Below are 14,844 nucleotides of genomic sequence, written 5' to 3'. Positions count from 1 at the left end.
CATTTGAAATCGATTCAAGCACGCCAAATAAGCCGACGCAGGGATTGGACACTTGTCTGCGCCGCCGTCTTGGCGGTCAGCAGGTGGCTTCAGCTACCAAGCAAGCGGCGACGCAACATAGTCTCAAGGTCGCGGCTCGTATGGCAAACAAGATGAATGTAACAAGTTTCATTGTCGCCACGTTCAAATATGATGCGGTGCTGCCCCGCGAGAAGTTGACGATACTGGGGAAGATTAAGCTCCTCAAGCTCCTTCACATACGTCCCTTTGTGCTTCGGCCACTTTTTGAGAGTGGCAACCTCATCACGGATTTCTTTCGTGACTTTGGCAGCAAATTGAACAGACTCAGAACTCCTTAAGAAGTCACGGATGTCTATCAGATCTGTTTTAGCCGAATCCGTCCAAACGATTTTCATTTTGGCGAATGAATTTCGTTGTCTTCCGCTTCAAGCTGAGCAAAGAAATCATCATGGTCGGTAACCTTACCTTCTTCAACCTGCTTTCGCCCATGAGCAAGGATACGAAGCATGGTCAGCTGATCTTGAGTCTTCTGATAGCTCGAAGGGTCTTGAACAATCGCTTGAACTTTGCCGTTCACCGTGATTGCCACTGGTTCCTGAGTTTCCTGAGCCTGCTTCACCACATCGCTCGTGTTAGTTTTCAAGAAGCTGATTGGTTGTATATTCGAAAACTTCATACGTGCCTCCGACGAATTGGTGAGGAACATGCTAGCACGAGCAAGCCAGATTAAGTACCGGGTTAAGCAGGGCCACCTCGACCACTTTTCTACTTCCTGGCCGTGATCCGCAAGATCCGGCGGAACGTCGGGCATTCCATGTGGCTGGCGGCCTTGCACACCGCCGCGTGCCGCAGGCCGTCGCGCATGGTGGTGAGTTTCTTGATGGTGCGGTCCAGATCGTCCGCCTTGGCGCTCAGCAGGTGGCGGTCGATACGCAGGTCGCCGTCGGCGCCGAACATGCCCGCGATCTCGTCCAGCGAAAAGCCCGAGGCGCGGCCCAGCGCGATCAAGGCCAGCCGCTCGACCACGCCCGCGTCGAAGATGCGGCGCAGGCCGTGCCTGCCAATTGAGGAGATCAACCCCTTTTCCTCGTAAAATCGCAAGGTGGACGCGGGCATGCCCGAGATCCGCACCACTTCGGCTATGTCCATGCCCGCCATCGCTTGACCTCAAGTTGACTTGAAGTGGCACAGTAGCACTTCCCCATTTCCACGACAAGCGTAAGGACCAACCATGAAGCAAAGCTCACTATGGCAAGGCGCCGGCGGCAACACCTGGGTCGCCGCGCAAGCCCTGCTCGACCACATGTTCCAGCCCATCGAAGATCTGCTGACGCAAGCCATCCCGCCCGCCACGCAAAGCCTGCTGGACGTGGGCTGCGGCACCGGCGCCACCACGCTGGCCGCCGCCCGCCGCCTGGGCGCGGACAGCCGCTGCACCGGCATCGACATCTCCGGCCCGATGATCGCCGCCGCCCGCGACCGCGCCGCGCAGACCGGCTCCAGCGCCACCTTCATCGAGGCCGACGCCCAGCGCCACGCCTTCGAACCGGCCAGCTTCGACGCCATCATCTCCCGCTTCGGCGTGATGTTCTTCGACGACCCCGTCACCGCGTTCAGCGCGCTGCGCCTGGCCACGCGCGACGGCGGCACGCTGCGCTGCATCGCCTGGCGCGGCCCGGAAGACAATCCCTTCATGACCGCCGCCGAGCAAAGCGCGGCCGCCCTGCTGCCCCAGCTGCCCGTGCGCGTGCCGGACGAGCCGGGCCAGTTCGGTTTCGCCAACCGCGACCGCGTGCAGGCGATACTGGAACAAAGCGGCTGGCGCGACATCGGCATCGCGCCGCTCGACGTCGCCTGCAGCTTCCCCGAGCCGGACCTGCTCCACTACATCACCCACATGGGCCCCGTCGGCAGGCTGCTGCAAACGGCGGACGAGGCCACCCGCCAGCAAGTGGCCGCCGTCGTCCGCCCCGCCTTCGAGCCCTTCGTGCACGGCGACCGGGTGCGCTACACCGCCGCCCTGTGGGACATCCGCGCCGGCGCGCGCCGATAGGCGGCGGGCGGGCTTTGCTGTATAACGTCCGCAGCGAAATAAATTGCAATTTGCCACAATAAGCGCAGCCGTGGGCCGTCTACAACGACATGACACCACCGAATTCAACCACCGAACAGGACATCGCCGCGACCGTGCTGCGCGAGCGCTCGCGCCTCGGGAATTTTATCCGGCGCCGCGTCAGCGACCCGACCGACGCGGACGACATCCTGCAGGACGTGTTCTACGAATTCGTCCAGGCCTACCGCCTGCCGGAGCCGATCGAGCAGGCCAGCGCCTGGCTGTTCCGGGTGGCGCGCAACCGCATCATCGACCGCTTCCGCAAAAAAAAGGAAGTGCGCCTCGACGACCTGGGTTGCGACGACGACGGCGACGACTGCCGCCTGGACCTGCTGCTGCCGTCGGTGGACGGCAGCCCGGAAGACGCCTACGCCCGCGCCACGCTGCTGAAGGAACTGCAAACGGCGCTGGAGGAATTGCCGGCCAATCAGCGCGAGGTGTTCGTCGCGCACGAGCTGGACGGCGCCAGCTTCAAGGAAATGGCCGCGCAAAGCGGCGTATCGATCAACACCCTGTTGGCGCGCAAACGCTACGCGGTCCTGTACCTGCGCACGCGCTTGCAAACCCTGTACGACAACGAATGAAACGAAAGGAGAATTTGAAATGAAAAGAAAGCTGCTGTTCCTGCCCATGATCCTGCTGGGGGTGGCCTTGCTGGCCTGGGTCGTGATGATGCTGTGGAACTGGGTCATGCCCGGGGTGTTCGCCGGCAGCATGCAAATCGATTACTGGCGCGCGCTCGGCCTGCTGGTACTATGCCGGATTCTGTTCGGCGGCTTCCGCGGGCGCCACGGCGGCGGCTTCCACGGCGGACGCGAACGCTGGCAGCGCTGGCAGGCCATGACGCCCGAAGAGCGCGCACAATTCCACAAGGACCGCAGCGCCTATTGCCGTCCCAATAAAGAACCGACACATGACTAAACCCGTACCGACGCCGTTCACCGGCTATCAAAAAACCGTGGTGGCGATGCTGGCCTTCCTGCAGTTCGCCGTCATCCTCGATTTCATGCTGATGTCGCCGCTGGGCGCGGTCATCATGCCGGCCCTGCACATCGGCCCCCAACAATTCGGGCTGGTGGTCTCGGCCTACGCCTTCAGCGCGGCCGCCTCCGGCCTGCTGACGGCCGGTTTCGCCGACCGCTTCGACCGCAAGAAGCTGCTGCTGTTCTTCTACGCCGGCTTCGTGCTGGGCACGCTGTGGTGCGGCCTGGCGCAGAGTTACGAATCGCTGCTGGCGGCGCGCATCGTCACCGGCCTGTTCGGCGGCGTGATCGGCTCGGTCGTGCTGGCGATCGCCACCGACCTGTTCCTGCCGCAGCAGCGCGGCCGCGTCATGGGCCTGATCCAGACCGCCTTCGCCGCCAGCCAAGTGCTGGGCATCCCGGTCGGCATCTACCTGTCCAACCAGTGGAACTGGCACGTGCCGTTCACCGCCATGGCCGCCCTCGGGCTGGCCGGCGGCCTGCTGGTGGCGTGGCGCCTGCAGCCGGTCGATGCCCACCTCGGCAAGCCGCAGGAGCACAGCGCCTGGATGCACTTGTTCCACACGGTCAGCGAGCGGCGCTACCTGCTGGCCTTCGCCACCACCGCGCTGCTGACCACCGGCGGCTTCATGCTGATGCCGTTCAGCAGCGCCTACGTGGTCAACAACCTGGGCATCGACCTGCAGCACCTGCCGACGGTCTACCTGATCACCGGCCTGTGCACCATCTTCATCGGCCCGTTGATCGGCAAGGTGGCCGACGCGGTCGGCAAGTTCCGCGTGTTCATGTTCGGCACCGCGCTGACCATCACCATGGTGCTGATCTACACCAACCTGGGCCCGACCTCGCTGCCGGTGCTCATCGTCATCAACACGGTGATGTTCATCGGCATCTTCTCGCGCATGATCCCGTTCCAGGCCATCGTCTCGACGGTGCCGGCGCAGACCCAGCGCGGCTCGTTCAACGCCATCAGCGCCTCGGTGCAGCAGCTGTCGGGCGGCCTGGCCTCGGTGGTGGCCGGCCACATCGTCACGCAGAGCGCCAGCGGCCAGCTGCGGCACTTCAATCACATCGGCTACGTGATGGTCGGCACCTCGCTGGTCGGCCTGGCCCTGTTGTGGCGCCTGCACCGCGACACCCGGGCGGCCGCCATGCCGCAGCCGGCGGCCTCATAGCATATTGCTTCCGATAATTAAGAAAACCCAATTTAGTTGCCACACGGAACTATTTTGGGCATATAATTGCGCTGGTACCACCCTCCAACCATATAAATCGAAAGGGAATCAGCGCATGAACGCCAGGAATATGGACGCAGCCTGCTTACGCGCACTGCGCCGCCGCGGCCACTCGGACGCCAGCATCACCGCCATGAGTCCGGAAGAAGCATTTTGTGAATACTGCGCCTACCACGGCATCATGAACCTGCTGCCGACGACCTTGCAAATGCTGGACAAGTTGCGCGGAGAACAGCCAGCGCAGTAAGCGCCGGAGGGGCCTGTCGCTCACCCGGCCTCACAAGCCCCCTTCCTTGCGCAGCAACGCCAACAGGCGTTGCCAGCCCTCGCCCAGCAGGCTCCGGCGTTCGCCTTGCAGCCGCGCCACGCCGGCCATTTCGCGCGCCGGCGCCTCGCCGCTGTCGCAGTCGTCGAGCCGCACGCGGAACAGCGCCGACAAGGGCACCAATCCCCGCTCGCGCGCCTCGACCGCCAGCGGACCGCCATGGACCGACGCCAGCAAAGGCTGGTCCAGCAGCGGCAGGTTCAAATCGTCGACCGCCCCCACCCTGCATTGCACCGCCCTGTGCTGGCCGCCATCGGCCACGAAGCGCGCCGTCGCGCCGCCCTTCAACGCGCCCAGCTGCGCCTCGCCGACGAAGGCCTCGCCGCGCGCGCCGCGCGGCCCCAGCACGTCGAGCAGATGTTCCCCTTCCGCGATCACCGTGCCGGCGCGCAGCGCCTCGCTCAGCTCCGCCACGCGGCCGTCGAACGGCGCCTGCAGCGTCAGCCTGGCTTGCTGCCGGCGCAGGCTGTCGACCTGCTCGCGCGCGGCCAGCCACTGCCGCTGCAGCACCGCGCCCTGCTGCTGCAGATCGCTGTGGAAAGCCTGCTGCTGCGCCATCCAGCCCAGCTGGCGCTCGCGCGCCTCGGCCTGCGCCAGCTGCGTCGCCAGCACGGGCGAGCGCAGGCGGGCCAGCACCTGCCCGGCGCGCACCTGCTGGCCGGCGCGCACCCAGACCGCTTCCACCTCGGCCACGGCGGGCGCGTACAAGCCCTGCGACTGGCGTGCGCCCAGCACGGCGGGCGCCGCCACGTCGGCCTGCCACGGCAGGACCAGCCAGCCCGCCAGCAAGGCCAGCAGCAGCGCGCTGCGGCGGCTGGCGCGGCACCAGCGCAGCTCGGCGCGGCGGCGCCACCACAGCATCAACTCGCCCACGATGGGACGCGCGATGAACCAGCCCAGTTCCACGAACAGCATCAGGATGCCGAGCGCCTTGAAGAACAGGTGGTAGACCAGCAGCGCGATCGACAGGAACAGCACCAGGCGGTACAGCCAGGTGGCCCAGGCGAACAGGATCAGCTTGCGCCGGGTCGCGGCCGGGAAGTGTTCCGGCGCGGGATCGTCCAGGCCCAGCAGCCACCGCCGCAGCCTCCACAGCGCCAGCGCGAACGCGCGGCTGTGCAGGTTGGGCAGGCCCACGTAGTCGGCCAGCAGGAAGTAGCCGTCGAAGCGCATGAAGGGACTGGCGTTGACCGCCAGCGTCGCCAGCCAGGTGGTGGACGCGAGCAGGAAGGCGCCGGCCCGCAGCGGCCCGTCCGGCAGCACGCACCACAGCAGCGTGGCGCACACCGCCAGCGCCAGCTCGGCCAGCATGCCGGCGCCGCCGATCAGCAGGCGCTGGCGGCGCGAACGCAGCTTCCACGCCTCGTTGGTGTCGGTGTACAGGACCGGCATCATCACCAGGAAGGCCACGCCCATGGCCGGCACGCGGCAGCCGAAGCGGCGCGCCGTCAGCGCATGCCCCAGTTCGTGCAGCACCTTGGCCAGGCTGAGCGCGGCGCCCACGCCGAGCGCGGCGGTCCAGCCGCCGTAATTGGAAAATGTGTGCGTGAATTCGTCCCAGCGGCGCGACAGCAGGCCCAGCGCCAGCAGCAGCGCGCCGCCCATGGCCCACCAGAAGCGCGGCCGGAACAGCCAGGCGCAGTAAGGCAGCAGCGCTTGCAGCAGCGCCTCCGGCCGCAGCAGCGGGACGCGGAAGAACAGGTAGTTTTTCAGCAGCCACATGGCGCGGCTTGGCCGGCCCGCCTGGCGCCGGCGCCACAGCTGGGCGCCCTGTTCGGCCGTGGCGGCCACCAGCAGCTCGTGCCGTCCGAGGAAGGCCAGCACCGCGTCGATGTCGTCCGGCGCCAGTTGCAAGGTGGTCTCGGCGCGCAGCGCGGCCAGGATGCGTTCGGCGCTGCCCAGGTGCCAGCGCTGCAGGATCTCGAAGCTGGCCCAGCCCAGCTGGTAGAAGCGGTTGACGCTGGGATCGTGCAAGGTCCAGCTGGGCGAGCCGTCGGCCTGCACCGGCCCCGGATGAAGGCTCAGCTCCTGGCGCAGGACGGGCAAGGCGCGCGCTTCCACGCCTACCATCCCAGCCACTGGCGCGCCGCCGTCAGCGGCCGGCGCAGCACGTAGTACGCCAGCGGCACCCAGTCGCCATACACCTTGGCCGTGCCCATCTGCCCGAGGCGCGGCGGCACGCGCTCGACAAAGCGCGCCTGCAGGCGGTAGGCCAGCAGGCCGCCCTCCGCCGCTTCCGCCTTGTACGCCACGCGCAGCACTTCGGCCTCGTGGGTGGCGGTGGGGTCGCCGTTGGGATACAGCACGATGCGCGCGCCCGGCGCCACGTCGATCGCCTCGGCGGCAGGCAGCCACGCGGCCAGCTCCACCTGGGCCGGATCGGCCAGCGTCATCACCTTCTCGCCCACCGCCACGGCCTTGCCCTGCCAGTCGTTGCGGTCGGAGAACACCACCACGCCGGCCTGCGGCGCCGTCACCTGCAGGCGCTGCAGCTCGCGGCCGCTGTAGTCGGCGGCGATGCTTTTTTCTTCGAGGCGGGCGCGCTCCTGCGCCATCGCCAGCCGGCCCTTGTCGTCGGTCACGGCCAGCTGGGCGCTGACGCGGTAGCTTTCCTGGGCCGCGTCGCGCTCGCGGCTGGCCAGCGCGTACTGGCCGGAGAGCTGGGTCGCGTCCCGCGCGAACAGCGGCGCGCCCTTGGCCACGCGCTGGTTCGGCTGCACGGCGATGCTGGCGATCACGCCCGACAACGGCGCCCGCAACAGCAAGGGATCGCGCGGCACCACCTCGCCGCGCGCCAGCACGCTCAGGCGCACCGGCACGCAGGCCAGCAACACCAAGGCCAGCAGCAGCTTGCGCTGGCGCGGTCCCGGCTTGAGCCAGTCCCAGGCCAGCTGGCGCAGGTCGCGGCGCGGCGCGAACAGCGTCAGCGCGTGGCCGTAGCAGTGCGCCAGTTCCTGCGCCAGCTTTTGTTCGTAGGCGCTCCAGGCCTCGGCGCGCGCCAGCAGCAGCGCGCCCTGGTCGCCCAGGCGCAGCCACAGCACCTGCTCCGGCAGCCAGGATGCCCAGTCGTCGGCCAAGGCGGCGGGCAGTTGATCGGGGCTCAACAGCCGGCAGTCCGGCCCCGGCTGCGCGGCCAGGTGGCGAAACAGCCCGCCCAGCCATTGCACATAGGGCGCGGTCGGTTCCAGCTCGGACAGGCCGGACAGCGCACCCACCTGCCGTTGCAGGCCTTCGCGCCACAGCGCCGCCTGGCGGTAGGCCAGCATCTGCTGGCTTTCGTTGACGATCACAAAGCCCAGCTCAGCCGCGTCGCCGGCCGCCCGCGCCCGATGCATGAGGGCGATCAGCGCCGCCAGTTCGCGGCTTCCATCGGCATGCGCCATGAGGTCTCCTATTTGAAGCTGGCCCAGCCGCTCATGCCGGGCAGCAGCGCGGCGGCGCCGCCGTCGATCACGCCCACCGCCGGAATCGACTGGCTGACCGGATCGATCTGCGCGCCCAGGCGTTCGATGCGGGCCGGGAAGCTGGCGCCAAGCTCGTCGACCACCACCGTGAAGCGGCTGCCCGGCTTCATGCCGGCCAGCCATTTGGACGGCAGCAGCATGCGCAATTCCAGCGGCCCGGCGTCGACGATGTCGAGCACCGGATTGCCCGGATTGACGTACTGGTGCACGGCCGCCACGCGGCGCGCCACCCGTCCCGCGAACGGCGCGGCGATGACGCATTTGCCGACCACGGTCTGCATGTAGTTCGCTTCGGCCGCCGCCTCCTTGGCGCGGCCCTGGGCCTGCGCCACCTCCAGGCTGCCGGCCGAATTCAGCTTGGCCAGCTGGCTGTTCACCTCGGCCAGGCGGTTGGCCGCCTCCAGCGTGGCCTGGGCCTTGTTGAGCTGGGCGCGGTAGGTGCCGCAATCGAATTCCACCAGCGTCTGGCCGCGTTTGAAGCTGCCGCCCTCGGCCACCGGCAAGGCGGCGATGCGCGCCGCCACCTCGCCCGACAGCGTGACCGCCTGGCGCGACATCATCTGCACGCGCACGCGACCGTCGCCGGGCGCCGCCGGTGCTGTTGCCATTGCCGGTGCCGGCGCCGATGCCGGCGACGGAGCCGCTGCGCGTGCTGGCGCCTGCGCGCCCGCCGGCGCGGCCAGCGCCGGTCCGGCCAACGCGCAGGCCAGCGCCATCAAGGCCGGCCGCATCATTGCGCCGCCCTGGCGGCCGACACCTTGGCCTGCCACTGGGTTTCCGCGCCGGCGAACGCGGCGGCCAACGCCGGCAGCCCGTGGCTGGCGGCACTGTCCGGCAAGGGATCGATGCCCAGGCTGGCGCCCAGCGAGCCGTAGGCGTTCTGCAGATCGCCATAGCTCTGGTACAGCCGCAGCGAGGAGAACACGGCGTTGGCGTCGGCCAGGATGGCGGGCAGGCGGCCCTGGGCGCCGCTGGCGCTGGCGTTGCGGTTCTGTTCGAAGATGCGCTGCTCGACGTCGCTCAATTCCTGCTCCAGCGCGAACTGGCGGCTGCGTCCCTGCAGATCGAGGTAGGCCACGTGCACCTGAGTCAGCACGGCCATGTTCAGCGCCAGGCGCTGGGCCTTGGCCAGGTCGAGCTGGGCCTGGGCGCTGCCCTTGATGGTGCCGGCGTTGAACAGGTTGAGCAGGTTCCAGCTCACGCGCAGGCCGGCGTCGCTCCACGAATGGTTGACCAGGAACTTGTTGCTGTCATAGCGCTGGCCGACGCTGAACTCCAGGCCCGGCATCAGCCGCGCCATGGCCTTGCGCGTCTCCAGCGCGCCGATGCGTTCCATGTAGCGCGCCTCGGCCAGCTCGGGACGGTTCAGCAAGGCCATGTCCTCCATCCGCTCCAGGTCCAGGCCCAGCGCGGGCACCGGCATGTCGGCCGGCACCGCCACCTGGAAGTCCTGGCCGGCGGGCAGGTTCATCAACGCGGCCAGGCGCGGCTTGGCCTGCGCCAGGTTGTTGCGGGCGATGCCCATCTGGCGGACCACGTCCAGCAGCTGGCGGCGGTAGTTCAGCGCCTCCAGCGGCGAGCGCAGCTTCTGCTGCTCCACCTGGCGCGCATCGGCCAGCGCCGCCTCGGTCTCCTTGAGCAGCGCATCAATGCGGTCCTGCAGGCGCTGCGCGCCCACCGCCTGCCACCACACTTCGCGCACCTGCTGCATCAGCTGCTGCGCCACCTTGCGCTGGCGCTGCTGCAGGATCAGCACGCGGTCGGACTGCTGCTGCGCGCTGTAGTAGCTGACGCCGAAGTCGAGCACATTCCAGCTCAGGCTCAGGTCGCCCGTGTGCTGCTGTTTCTCGGTCGAGATGGACGGCACCAGCGACTGCGTGCCGGTGGCCACGTTCTGCGACGACGAGGCCAGGTCGCGGCTGCGCGCCGTGAAGCCGGCGCCGGCGGCCAGCTTGGGCAGCATATCGAGGTGCGACAGGTCGAGCTGGCGCTGTGCCAGCGCCTCTTCCATCATCTTGACGCGGTAGTCGAGGTTGTACTTGAGGGCGCGCGCCATGGCTTCCTGCAGGCTGACCGGGCCGCTCAGCGCTTCCTGGCCGACCAGCATCGCCGCGCGGTCCGCGCCCAGCGTGGCCTGGCGCTCGCCGACGGTCAACGGGGCGGACGTGACGGCGCAGCCGCTCAGCACAAGAGCCGCGGCCACCGCCGCCCAACGGTTGCGGCCTGCGGCCGGCGTAAATGTAGCTTGTTGATCCATGCGATTTTCCTGATAGTGGGTCTGATTCCTGGTCTGTGGTGCGATCATGCGTGGCCCTTGCCTTCCAGCCAGGAGGCCAGTTGCTGCTCGAAGCCGTCCTTGCCGTACTGGCGCATCTGGTCGTTGAAGGCCGCCTTGGCCGGCGCCGGTTTCGCCGGTTTGGCGGGGTGCGCCTTGGCCTCCTTGGCGGGGGCCGGCTTGCCGTCGGCGGCCTTCGCCTCGCTCGCGTCGGCGGCGCGCAGGCGCAGATGGCTGAGCTGTTCGCGGCCGCCGGCATCCCGGCTTCGCACTTCCAGCGTCAGTTCGTCCTTCCAGCCCGGCGGCACCGCGCCGGTGATGGCGCCCGTCTCGGGATCGAAGCGGATCCAGGCCGGCACAGGCCGGCCATCGCTGAGACGAAGCTGCAGCGGCTGGCCGATCTGCGCGGGCAGGCGCAATGCGAAGGAACGGCCGGCTTCCACCTCGCGGGCGCCCATGTCCTGGGCCTCGCGCCCGCCGATGCCGGCGAAGACGTCGGCCACGCCGTTGCCGGCAAATCGGTCCACACCCCAAGCAGGCAGCGCCGGGACAGGTGTTGGAGACTGCCCTGCGGCCACAAAGCCGCCGCTTCCCGGAGGTCCGACGGCGGCCACGGTGCTGAGGACCGGAGTCGAAACGTTCGGCGCGGTCGTCGGCCTATCGAGGGTCGGCATGGAGCCGAGCGCCGGCGATGGCGGCGACGGCATGGGATCGAGCGACGGCGGCAGCGGCGCGGGCGTCGGTGTCGGCAATGGCGCGGGCGTCGGTATCGGCGTGGGCGTGGGCGTCGGCGTCGCCGCCTGCAACTGGTACGCGCGGCCACTGCCGCCCTGCGCCAGCACATTGCCGGCCAGATCGCTGGCGCCGCCCTGACGCAAGGTCAACGCCACGCTGCCTTCGCCGCTGGCGTTGAGCTGCACGACATAGCGCCCCTCCCCGCTCGCCACGATGGACGCGATGCTGGCCTGCGCCCCGCCGCCGAGCGCGACGCCGAACGCATCGGCCGCCAGCCGCACCTGTTCGGAGAACTGCACTTCATAACGCAAGCCGCCCGCCTTGGCCGACGCCGCGTCGAGCGCGTTGATCGCCACCAGCTGCGGCGCGCCGCTGTCGATGGTGACCAGCAGCGGCGCCGAGTCCGCGCTGCTCACGCCCGCCCCATTGGTCGCAGCCGCCGTCACGCGATGCGGGCCGTCGGCCAACGCGGCGCCCGGACGCCAGCTCCACGCGCCCTGCGCGTCGGCCACAGTGCTGCCCAGCGCGATGCCGTCTATGCTGACCGTCACGAGGCTGCCCGCCTTGGCCGTGCCCTGGATCAGCGGCTGGCGCGTGGCCGGTCACGCCGTCGCTGCCGCTGGCGCCCGTGTCGAGCCTGCCGCCAGCGCCAGTCCGGCCGGCACGGCGGGCGGCGCCGTAATCGGCCGTCAGCTGCGCCGCCGACGACGCGCCCATATTGCCGGCCGCGTCGCCGGCCGTGGCGCACGGTGTGCCGCCGTCGGCCAGTTTGGCGGACAGCCGATAACTCCAGCTGCCGCCGGCATCCGCCTGAACCGTGCCGGCCTGCACATTGTCCACGTAGACGATCACCGTGCTGAGGGCCTCGGCGCTGCCGGTGACCTGCGGCTGGGCCACATCGCCCCCCATGCCGGCGACGACCGGCGCGGCGGGAGCGGCCGTGTCGATAACCAGGCTCAACCCGGCCGATGCCGCGCCGGGGCCCCCCGCGTTCGAGGCCACGGCCGTGATGGTGTGCGCGCCATCGGCCAGGGCGCCATCGAATTTGTAGCTCCAGCCGCCATCGGTGCCGACGCTGGCCGTGCCGGCCAGCACGCCGTCAACCGACACCGCCACCGTGCTGCCGGCCTGCGCCGTGCCGCCGACGGTGGGATGAGTCTCCCTGGTCAGGCCATCGCTGGCGCTGCTACCGCTGTCCGAGCCGGGCGCCAGGCCCAGCGTGGGCGCAGGCGGCGGTGGCACCCTGGTGTCCACCACGAAATCGAGCGTAGACGAGGCCGCGCCGGCGTTGCCCGCCAGGTCGGTCGACACGGCGCGCACGCTGTGCTGCCCGTCGGCCAGCGCCGTGCCGGACTGCCAGCTCCAGGCGCCGTGGGCGTCGGTCTGCGTCCTGCCCGCTTCCACGCCGTCGAGGAACACCGCGATGGTGCTGCCGGCCTCGGCCGTGCCGCTGACCACGGGCCGCGCACCGCCGCTGAGACGGATATCGGCCGGGCTGACCGGCGCCTGCGTGTCGATCACCAGCGTGAGCGCGCCCGACGCGGGGCTGTCGAAGCCGCCGCTGCCGATGGTGGCGGTCACGCTGTGCGTGCCGTCGACGAGCGCGTTGGTGAAGGTGTAGCTCCACGCGCCGCCGCCGTCGGCCACGGCGGTGCCGGCCACCGCGCCGTCCACCGAGACCGTGACCAGCGCGCCGGCCAGCGCCGTGCCGCCGACGGTGGGCCGGGTTTGCGAGGTGACGCCGTCGCTGGCGCTGGCGCCGCTGTCGCTGCCGGCGGCCAGGCCGGCGATCTGCGGCGCGGGCAAGGCCAGCTGCACGTCGTGCGTGGCCAGCTGGCTGCTGCGCCCGCCGTCGTTGACGCTGAAGCTCACCGTGCGCGCCGCCATGTCCGGCAAGCCGGCGCTGTTGGCGTAGCTCACCGAGCGCAGCGCCGCCTGCCATTGCGCCACAGTGGCCGTGGCGCCGCTGGAAGTGAGGCTCAACACGCCGGTGGCGCCGTTGTAGCTGGCCGCGATATTGCCGTAGCGCGTGGTGTTGTTGTTCACGAAGGCCAGCACATCCTGCCCCGCGTGGAAGTTGCCGCTGATGGCGACCGTGGCGCCGGCCAGCGTGGCGCTGTCGCGGTCCGACACTTGCAGGCCGGCGTCCACCACCGCCGCGCCTGCACCCACGAGGAACCGGGCCTGGCCGCCGCTGGCGACCACCACCGGCGTGTAGTCCGGCAGCGCCAGCGTCACGCCGCGCGACACGGTGACGCTGCTCTTGCTGCCGTCCGACACCGTCACGCTCACCGTGCGGCTGGCCAGGTTGGGCGTGTCGGCGCTGTCGGTGTAGGTGACGGCGCGCAGCGCGGCCTGCCACTGCGCCAGCGTGGCCGTGGCGCCGGACGAGGCCAGCGTCAGCACGCCGGTGGCCGGCGCGTAGCTGGCCGTGATGTTGCCGAACGTGGCGGCGCTGTTGTTGGTGAACGCCAGCACATCCTCGCCCGCGCGGAAATTGCCGGTGATGGCCACCGTGGCGCCGGCCAGCGTCGTGTTGTCGCGGTCGCCGACCGTCAGGCCCGCGTCCACCGCCACCGGCGCGGCCGGCACGCCGTCGCCCGCCGTGAAGTGCGCGCTGCCGGCCGAGCCGGCGAGGTCCGGCGTCTGGTCCGGCGCCGTCACCGTCACCGCGCGGGTGGCGGCGGCGCTGGTCTTGCTGCCGTCGTTGACGGCGAAGCTCACCGTGCGCGTGGCCGTGTTCGGCACGACGGCGCTGTCGCCGTAGCTCACCGTCCGCAGCGCGGCCTGCCACTGCGCCAGCGTCGCCGTCGCGCCGGACGAGGTCATCGTCAGCACGCCGGTCGCGCCGTTGTAGCTGCCGGCGATATTGCCGAACAGCGCGGCGTTGCCGTTGCTGAAGGCCAGCACGTCCTCGCCGGCCTGGAAGTTGCCGGTGATCGCCACCGTGGCGCTGGCCAGCGTCGTGTTGTCCAGGTCCGACAGCGTGAGGCCGCCATCCACCACCACCGGCATGCCGGCGACGCCGTCGGCGCCGGCGTAGGCCGTGCCGCCGCCGCTTCCCACGATGATCGGCGTCTGGTCGGTGGCGCCGACGGTCACGGTGCGCGTCACGCTGGCGCTGGTCCTGCCGCCGTCGCTGACGGCCAGGCTCACGGTGCGCGTGGAAGTGTCGGGCGAGACCGCGCTGTCGCTGTAGGTCACCGCGCGCAGCGCCGCCTGCCATTGCGCCAGCGTGGCCGTGGCGCCGGCCGAACTCATCGTCAGCACGCCGGTCGCATTGTTGTAGCTGGCGCCGATATTGCCGTACAGCGTGGCGTTGCCGTTGCTGAACGCCAGGCTGTCCTCGCCCGCGCGGAAATTACCGGTGATGGCCACCGTGGCACTGGCCAGCGTCGCGCTGTCGAGATCGGACAAGGTCAGGCCGCCGTCGAGCGCCACCGGCGTGGCCGGCCCGTTGTCGCCGGCGGTGAAGGCGGCGCTGCCGCCGCTGACGGTCAGCACCGGCGTCTGCGCGGCGGCGGCCACCGTCACCGCGCGGGTGACGGTGGCGCTGCTCTTGGTGCCGTCGTCGACGGTGAAGCTCACCGTGCGCGTGGCCGCGTTCGGCACGACGGCGCTGTCGCTGTAGCGCACCGCCCGCAGCGCGGCCTGCCACTGCGCCAGCGTGGCGGTGGCGCCGGACGAGGTCAT

At 69.7% G+C, this 14,844-nt stretch carries 13 protein-coding genes and 2 pseudogenes; 5 read left to right on the top strand and 10 right to left on the bottom strand.

Translation table 11 applies throughout. The features are described from left to right. Nucleotides 1-89: 89 nt before the first annotated feature. The 3 genes from HUX88_RS11085 to HUX88_RS11075 form a co-directional block, all read right to left on the bottom strand. Nucleotides 90-416, bottom strand: coding sequence for a type II toxin-antitoxin system RelE/ParE family toxin (locus HUX88_RS11085; RefSeq protein ID WP_161098537.1), 327 nt, complete (start codon nt 414-416; stop codon nt 90-92). Then, nucleotides 413-697 (bottom strand): type II toxin-antitoxin system Phd/YefM family antitoxin, encoded by a 285-nt coding sequence (locus HUX88_RS11080; RefSeq protein ID WP_176361808.1) that lies wholly within the window; start codon nt 695-697, stop codon nt 413-415. The genes HUX88_RS11085 and HUX88_RS11080 overlap by 4 nt, the downstream gene beginning before the upstream one ends. Before the next feature lie 89 nt (nt 698-786). Beyond that, the gene (locus tag HUX88_RS11075; RefSeq protein ID WP_176361807.1) at nt 787-1,179 is read right to left on the bottom strand and encodes a helix-turn-helix domain-containing protein; all 393 of its coding nucleotides are present in this window, start codon (nt 1,177-1,179) and stop codon (nt 787-789) included. Nucleotides 1,180-1,252: 73 nt separating this feature from the next. On the opposite strand from HUX88_RS11075, the gene HUX88_RS11070 reads away from it, so the two are divergent. The 5 genes from HUX88_RS11070 to HUX88_RS11050 all read left to right on the top strand — a co-directional run bounded on the left by HUX88_RS11070 (nt 1,253) and on the right by HUX88_RS11050 (nt 4,599). Continuing rightward, entirely contained in the window at nt 1,253-2,074 is an 822-nt protein-coding gene (locus HUX88_RS11070; protein WP_229219287.1) for a class I SAM-dependent methyltransferase, read from the top strand. A gap of 89 nt (nt 2,075-2,163) precedes the next feature. After that, nucleotides 2,164-2,718 carry an RNA polymerase sigma factor gene (locus HUX88_RS11065; protein ID WP_117009836.1) on the top strand — a complete coding sequence of 185 codons (555 nt, stop codon included), beginning with the start codon at nt 2,164-2,166 and terminating at the stop codon, nt 2,716-2,718. Between the two features lie 19 nt (nt 2,719-2,737). After that, nucleotides 2,738-3,055, top strand: coding sequence for a hypothetical protein (locus tag HUX88_RS11060; RefSeq protein WP_161091628.1), 318 nt, complete (start codon nt 2,738-2,740; stop codon nt 3,053-3,055). Further along, nucleotides 3,048-4,292: an MFS transporter gene (locus HUX88_RS11055; RefSeq protein ID WP_176361806.1), complete on the top strand. Its 1,245-nt coding sequence runs from the start codon at nt 3,048-3,050 to the stop codon at nt 4,290-4,292. The genes HUX88_RS11060 and HUX88_RS11055 overlap by 8 nt, the downstream gene beginning before the upstream one ends. A gap of 115 nt (nt 4,293-4,407) precedes the next feature. Next, on the top strand, nt 4,408-4,599 hold the full coding sequence (locus tag HUX88_RS11050; protein ID WP_147330474.1) for a hypothetical protein: 192 nt from the start codon (nt 4,408-4,410) through the stop codon (nt 4,597-4,599). Between the two features lie 30 nt (nt 4,600-4,629). On the opposite strand, the gene HUX88_RS11045 is transcribed toward HUX88_RS11050, so the two are convergent. From HUX88_RS11045 to HUX88_RS33255, 7 genes and pseudogenes are all read right to left on the bottom strand, one after another. Beyond that, the gene (locus HUX88_RS11045; RefSeq protein ID WP_176361834.1) at nt 4,630-6,747 is read right to left on the bottom strand and encodes an HlyD family efflux transporter periplasmic adaptor subunit; all 2,118 of its coding nucleotides are present in this window, start codon (nt 6,745-6,747) and stop codon (nt 4,630-4,632) included. Then, nucleotides 6,741-8,060, bottom strand: coding sequence for an efflux RND transporter periplasmic adaptor subunit (locus HUX88_RS11040; protein ID WP_176361805.1), 1,320 nt, complete (start codon nt 8,058-8,060; stop codon nt 6,741-6,743). Before HUX88_RS11040 ends, HUX88_RS11045 begins: the two co-directional genes overlap by 7 nt. An 8-nt stretch (nt 8,061-8,068) precedes the next feature. Then, nucleotides 8,069-8,911: an efflux RND transporter periplasmic adaptor subunit gene (locus HUX88_RS11035; RefSeq protein WP_217916290.1), complete on the bottom strand. Its 843-nt coding sequence runs from the start codon at nt 8,909-8,911 to the stop codon at nt 8,069-8,071. Further along, nucleotides 8,872-10,398 carry a TolC family protein gene (locus tag HUX88_RS11030; protein ID WP_176361804.1) on the bottom strand — a complete coding sequence of 509 codons (1,527 nt, stop codon included), beginning with the start codon at nt 10,396-10,398 and terminating at the stop codon, nt 8,872-8,874. Before HUX88_RS11030 ends, HUX88_RS11035 begins: the two co-directional genes overlap by 40 nt. A 44-nt stretch (nt 10,399-10,442) precedes the next feature. After that, complete coding sequence (locus HUX88_RS11025; RefSeq protein WP_176361803.1) at nt 10,443-11,567, bottom strand: hypothetical protein; 1,125 nt, start codon at nt 11,565-11,567, stop codon at nt 10,443-10,445. Between the two features lie 18 nt (nt 11,568-11,585). After that, a pseudogene (locus tag HUX88_RS33260) lies at nt 11,586-11,702 on the bottom strand (hypothetical protein); the annotation flags it as partial. A 142-nt stretch (nt 11,703-11,844) separates the two neighbouring features. Beyond that, nucleotides 11,845-13,038 (bottom strand): annotated as a pseudogene (locus tag HUX88_RS33255) (Ig-like domain-containing protein); the annotation flags it as partial. Nucleotides 13,039-14,844: the final 1,806 nt, after the last annotated feature.

Origin of the sequence: Duganella sp. BJB1802 (genome assembly GCF_013369445.1) — a bacterium.
GTDB lineage: Bacteria > Pseudomonadota > Gammaproteobacteria > Burkholderiales > Burkholderiaceae_D > Rugamonas > Rugamonas vulcania_A.
Note: the sequence above shows the minus strand (reverse complement) of the source record. Positions and strands in the feature narration are given on the sequence as shown.

What these genes read in the sequence shown, in the direction of transcription:
- HUX88_RS11040 (WP_176361805.1), bottom strand. Translation starts at nt 8,060, where the DNA reads ATGGCGCATGCCGATGGAAGCCGCGAACTGGCGGCGCTGATCGCCCTC.
- HUX88_RS11085 (WP_161098537.1), bottom strand. Translation starts at nt 416, where the DNA reads ATGAAAATCGTTTGGACGGATTCGGCTAAAACAGATCTGATAGACATC.
- HUX88_RS11055 (WP_176361806.1), top strand. Translation starts at nt 3,048, where the DNA reads ATGACTAAACCCGTACCGACGCCGTTCACCGGCTATCAAAAAACCGTG.
- HUX88_RS11070 (WP_229219287.1), top strand. Translation starts at nt 1,253, where the DNA reads ATGAAGCAAAGCTCACTATGGCAAGGCGCCGGCGGCAACACCTGGGTC.
- HUX88_RS11050 (WP_147330474.1), top strand. Translation starts at nt 4,408, where the DNA reads ATGAACGCCAGGAATATGGACGCAGCCTGCTTACGCGCACTGCGCCGC.
- HUX88_RS11075 (WP_176361807.1), bottom strand. Translation starts at nt 1,179, where the DNA reads ATGGCGGGCATGGACATAGCCGAAGTGGTGCGGATCTCGGGCATGCCC.
- HUX88_RS11045 (WP_176361834.1), bottom strand. Translation starts at nt 6,747, where the DNA reads ATGGTAGGCGTGGAAGCGCGCGCCTTGCCCGTCCTGCGCCAGGAGCTG.
- HUX88_RS11060 (WP_161091628.1), top strand. Translation starts at nt 2,738, where the DNA reads ATGAAAAGAAAGCTGCTGTTCCTGCCCATGATCCTGCTGGGGGTGGCC.
- HUX88_RS11080 (WP_176361808.1), bottom strand. Translation starts at nt 697, where the DNA reads ATGAAGTTTTCGAATATACAACCAATCAGCTTCTTGAAAACTAACACG.
- HUX88_RS11030 (WP_176361804.1), bottom strand. Translation starts at nt 10,398, where the DNA reads ATGGATCAACAAGCTACATTTACGCCGGCCGCAGGCCGCAACCGTTGG.
- HUX88_RS11065 (WP_117009836.1), top strand. Translation starts at nt 2,164, where the DNA reads ATGACACCACCGAATTCAACCACCGAACAGGACATCGCCGCGACCGTG.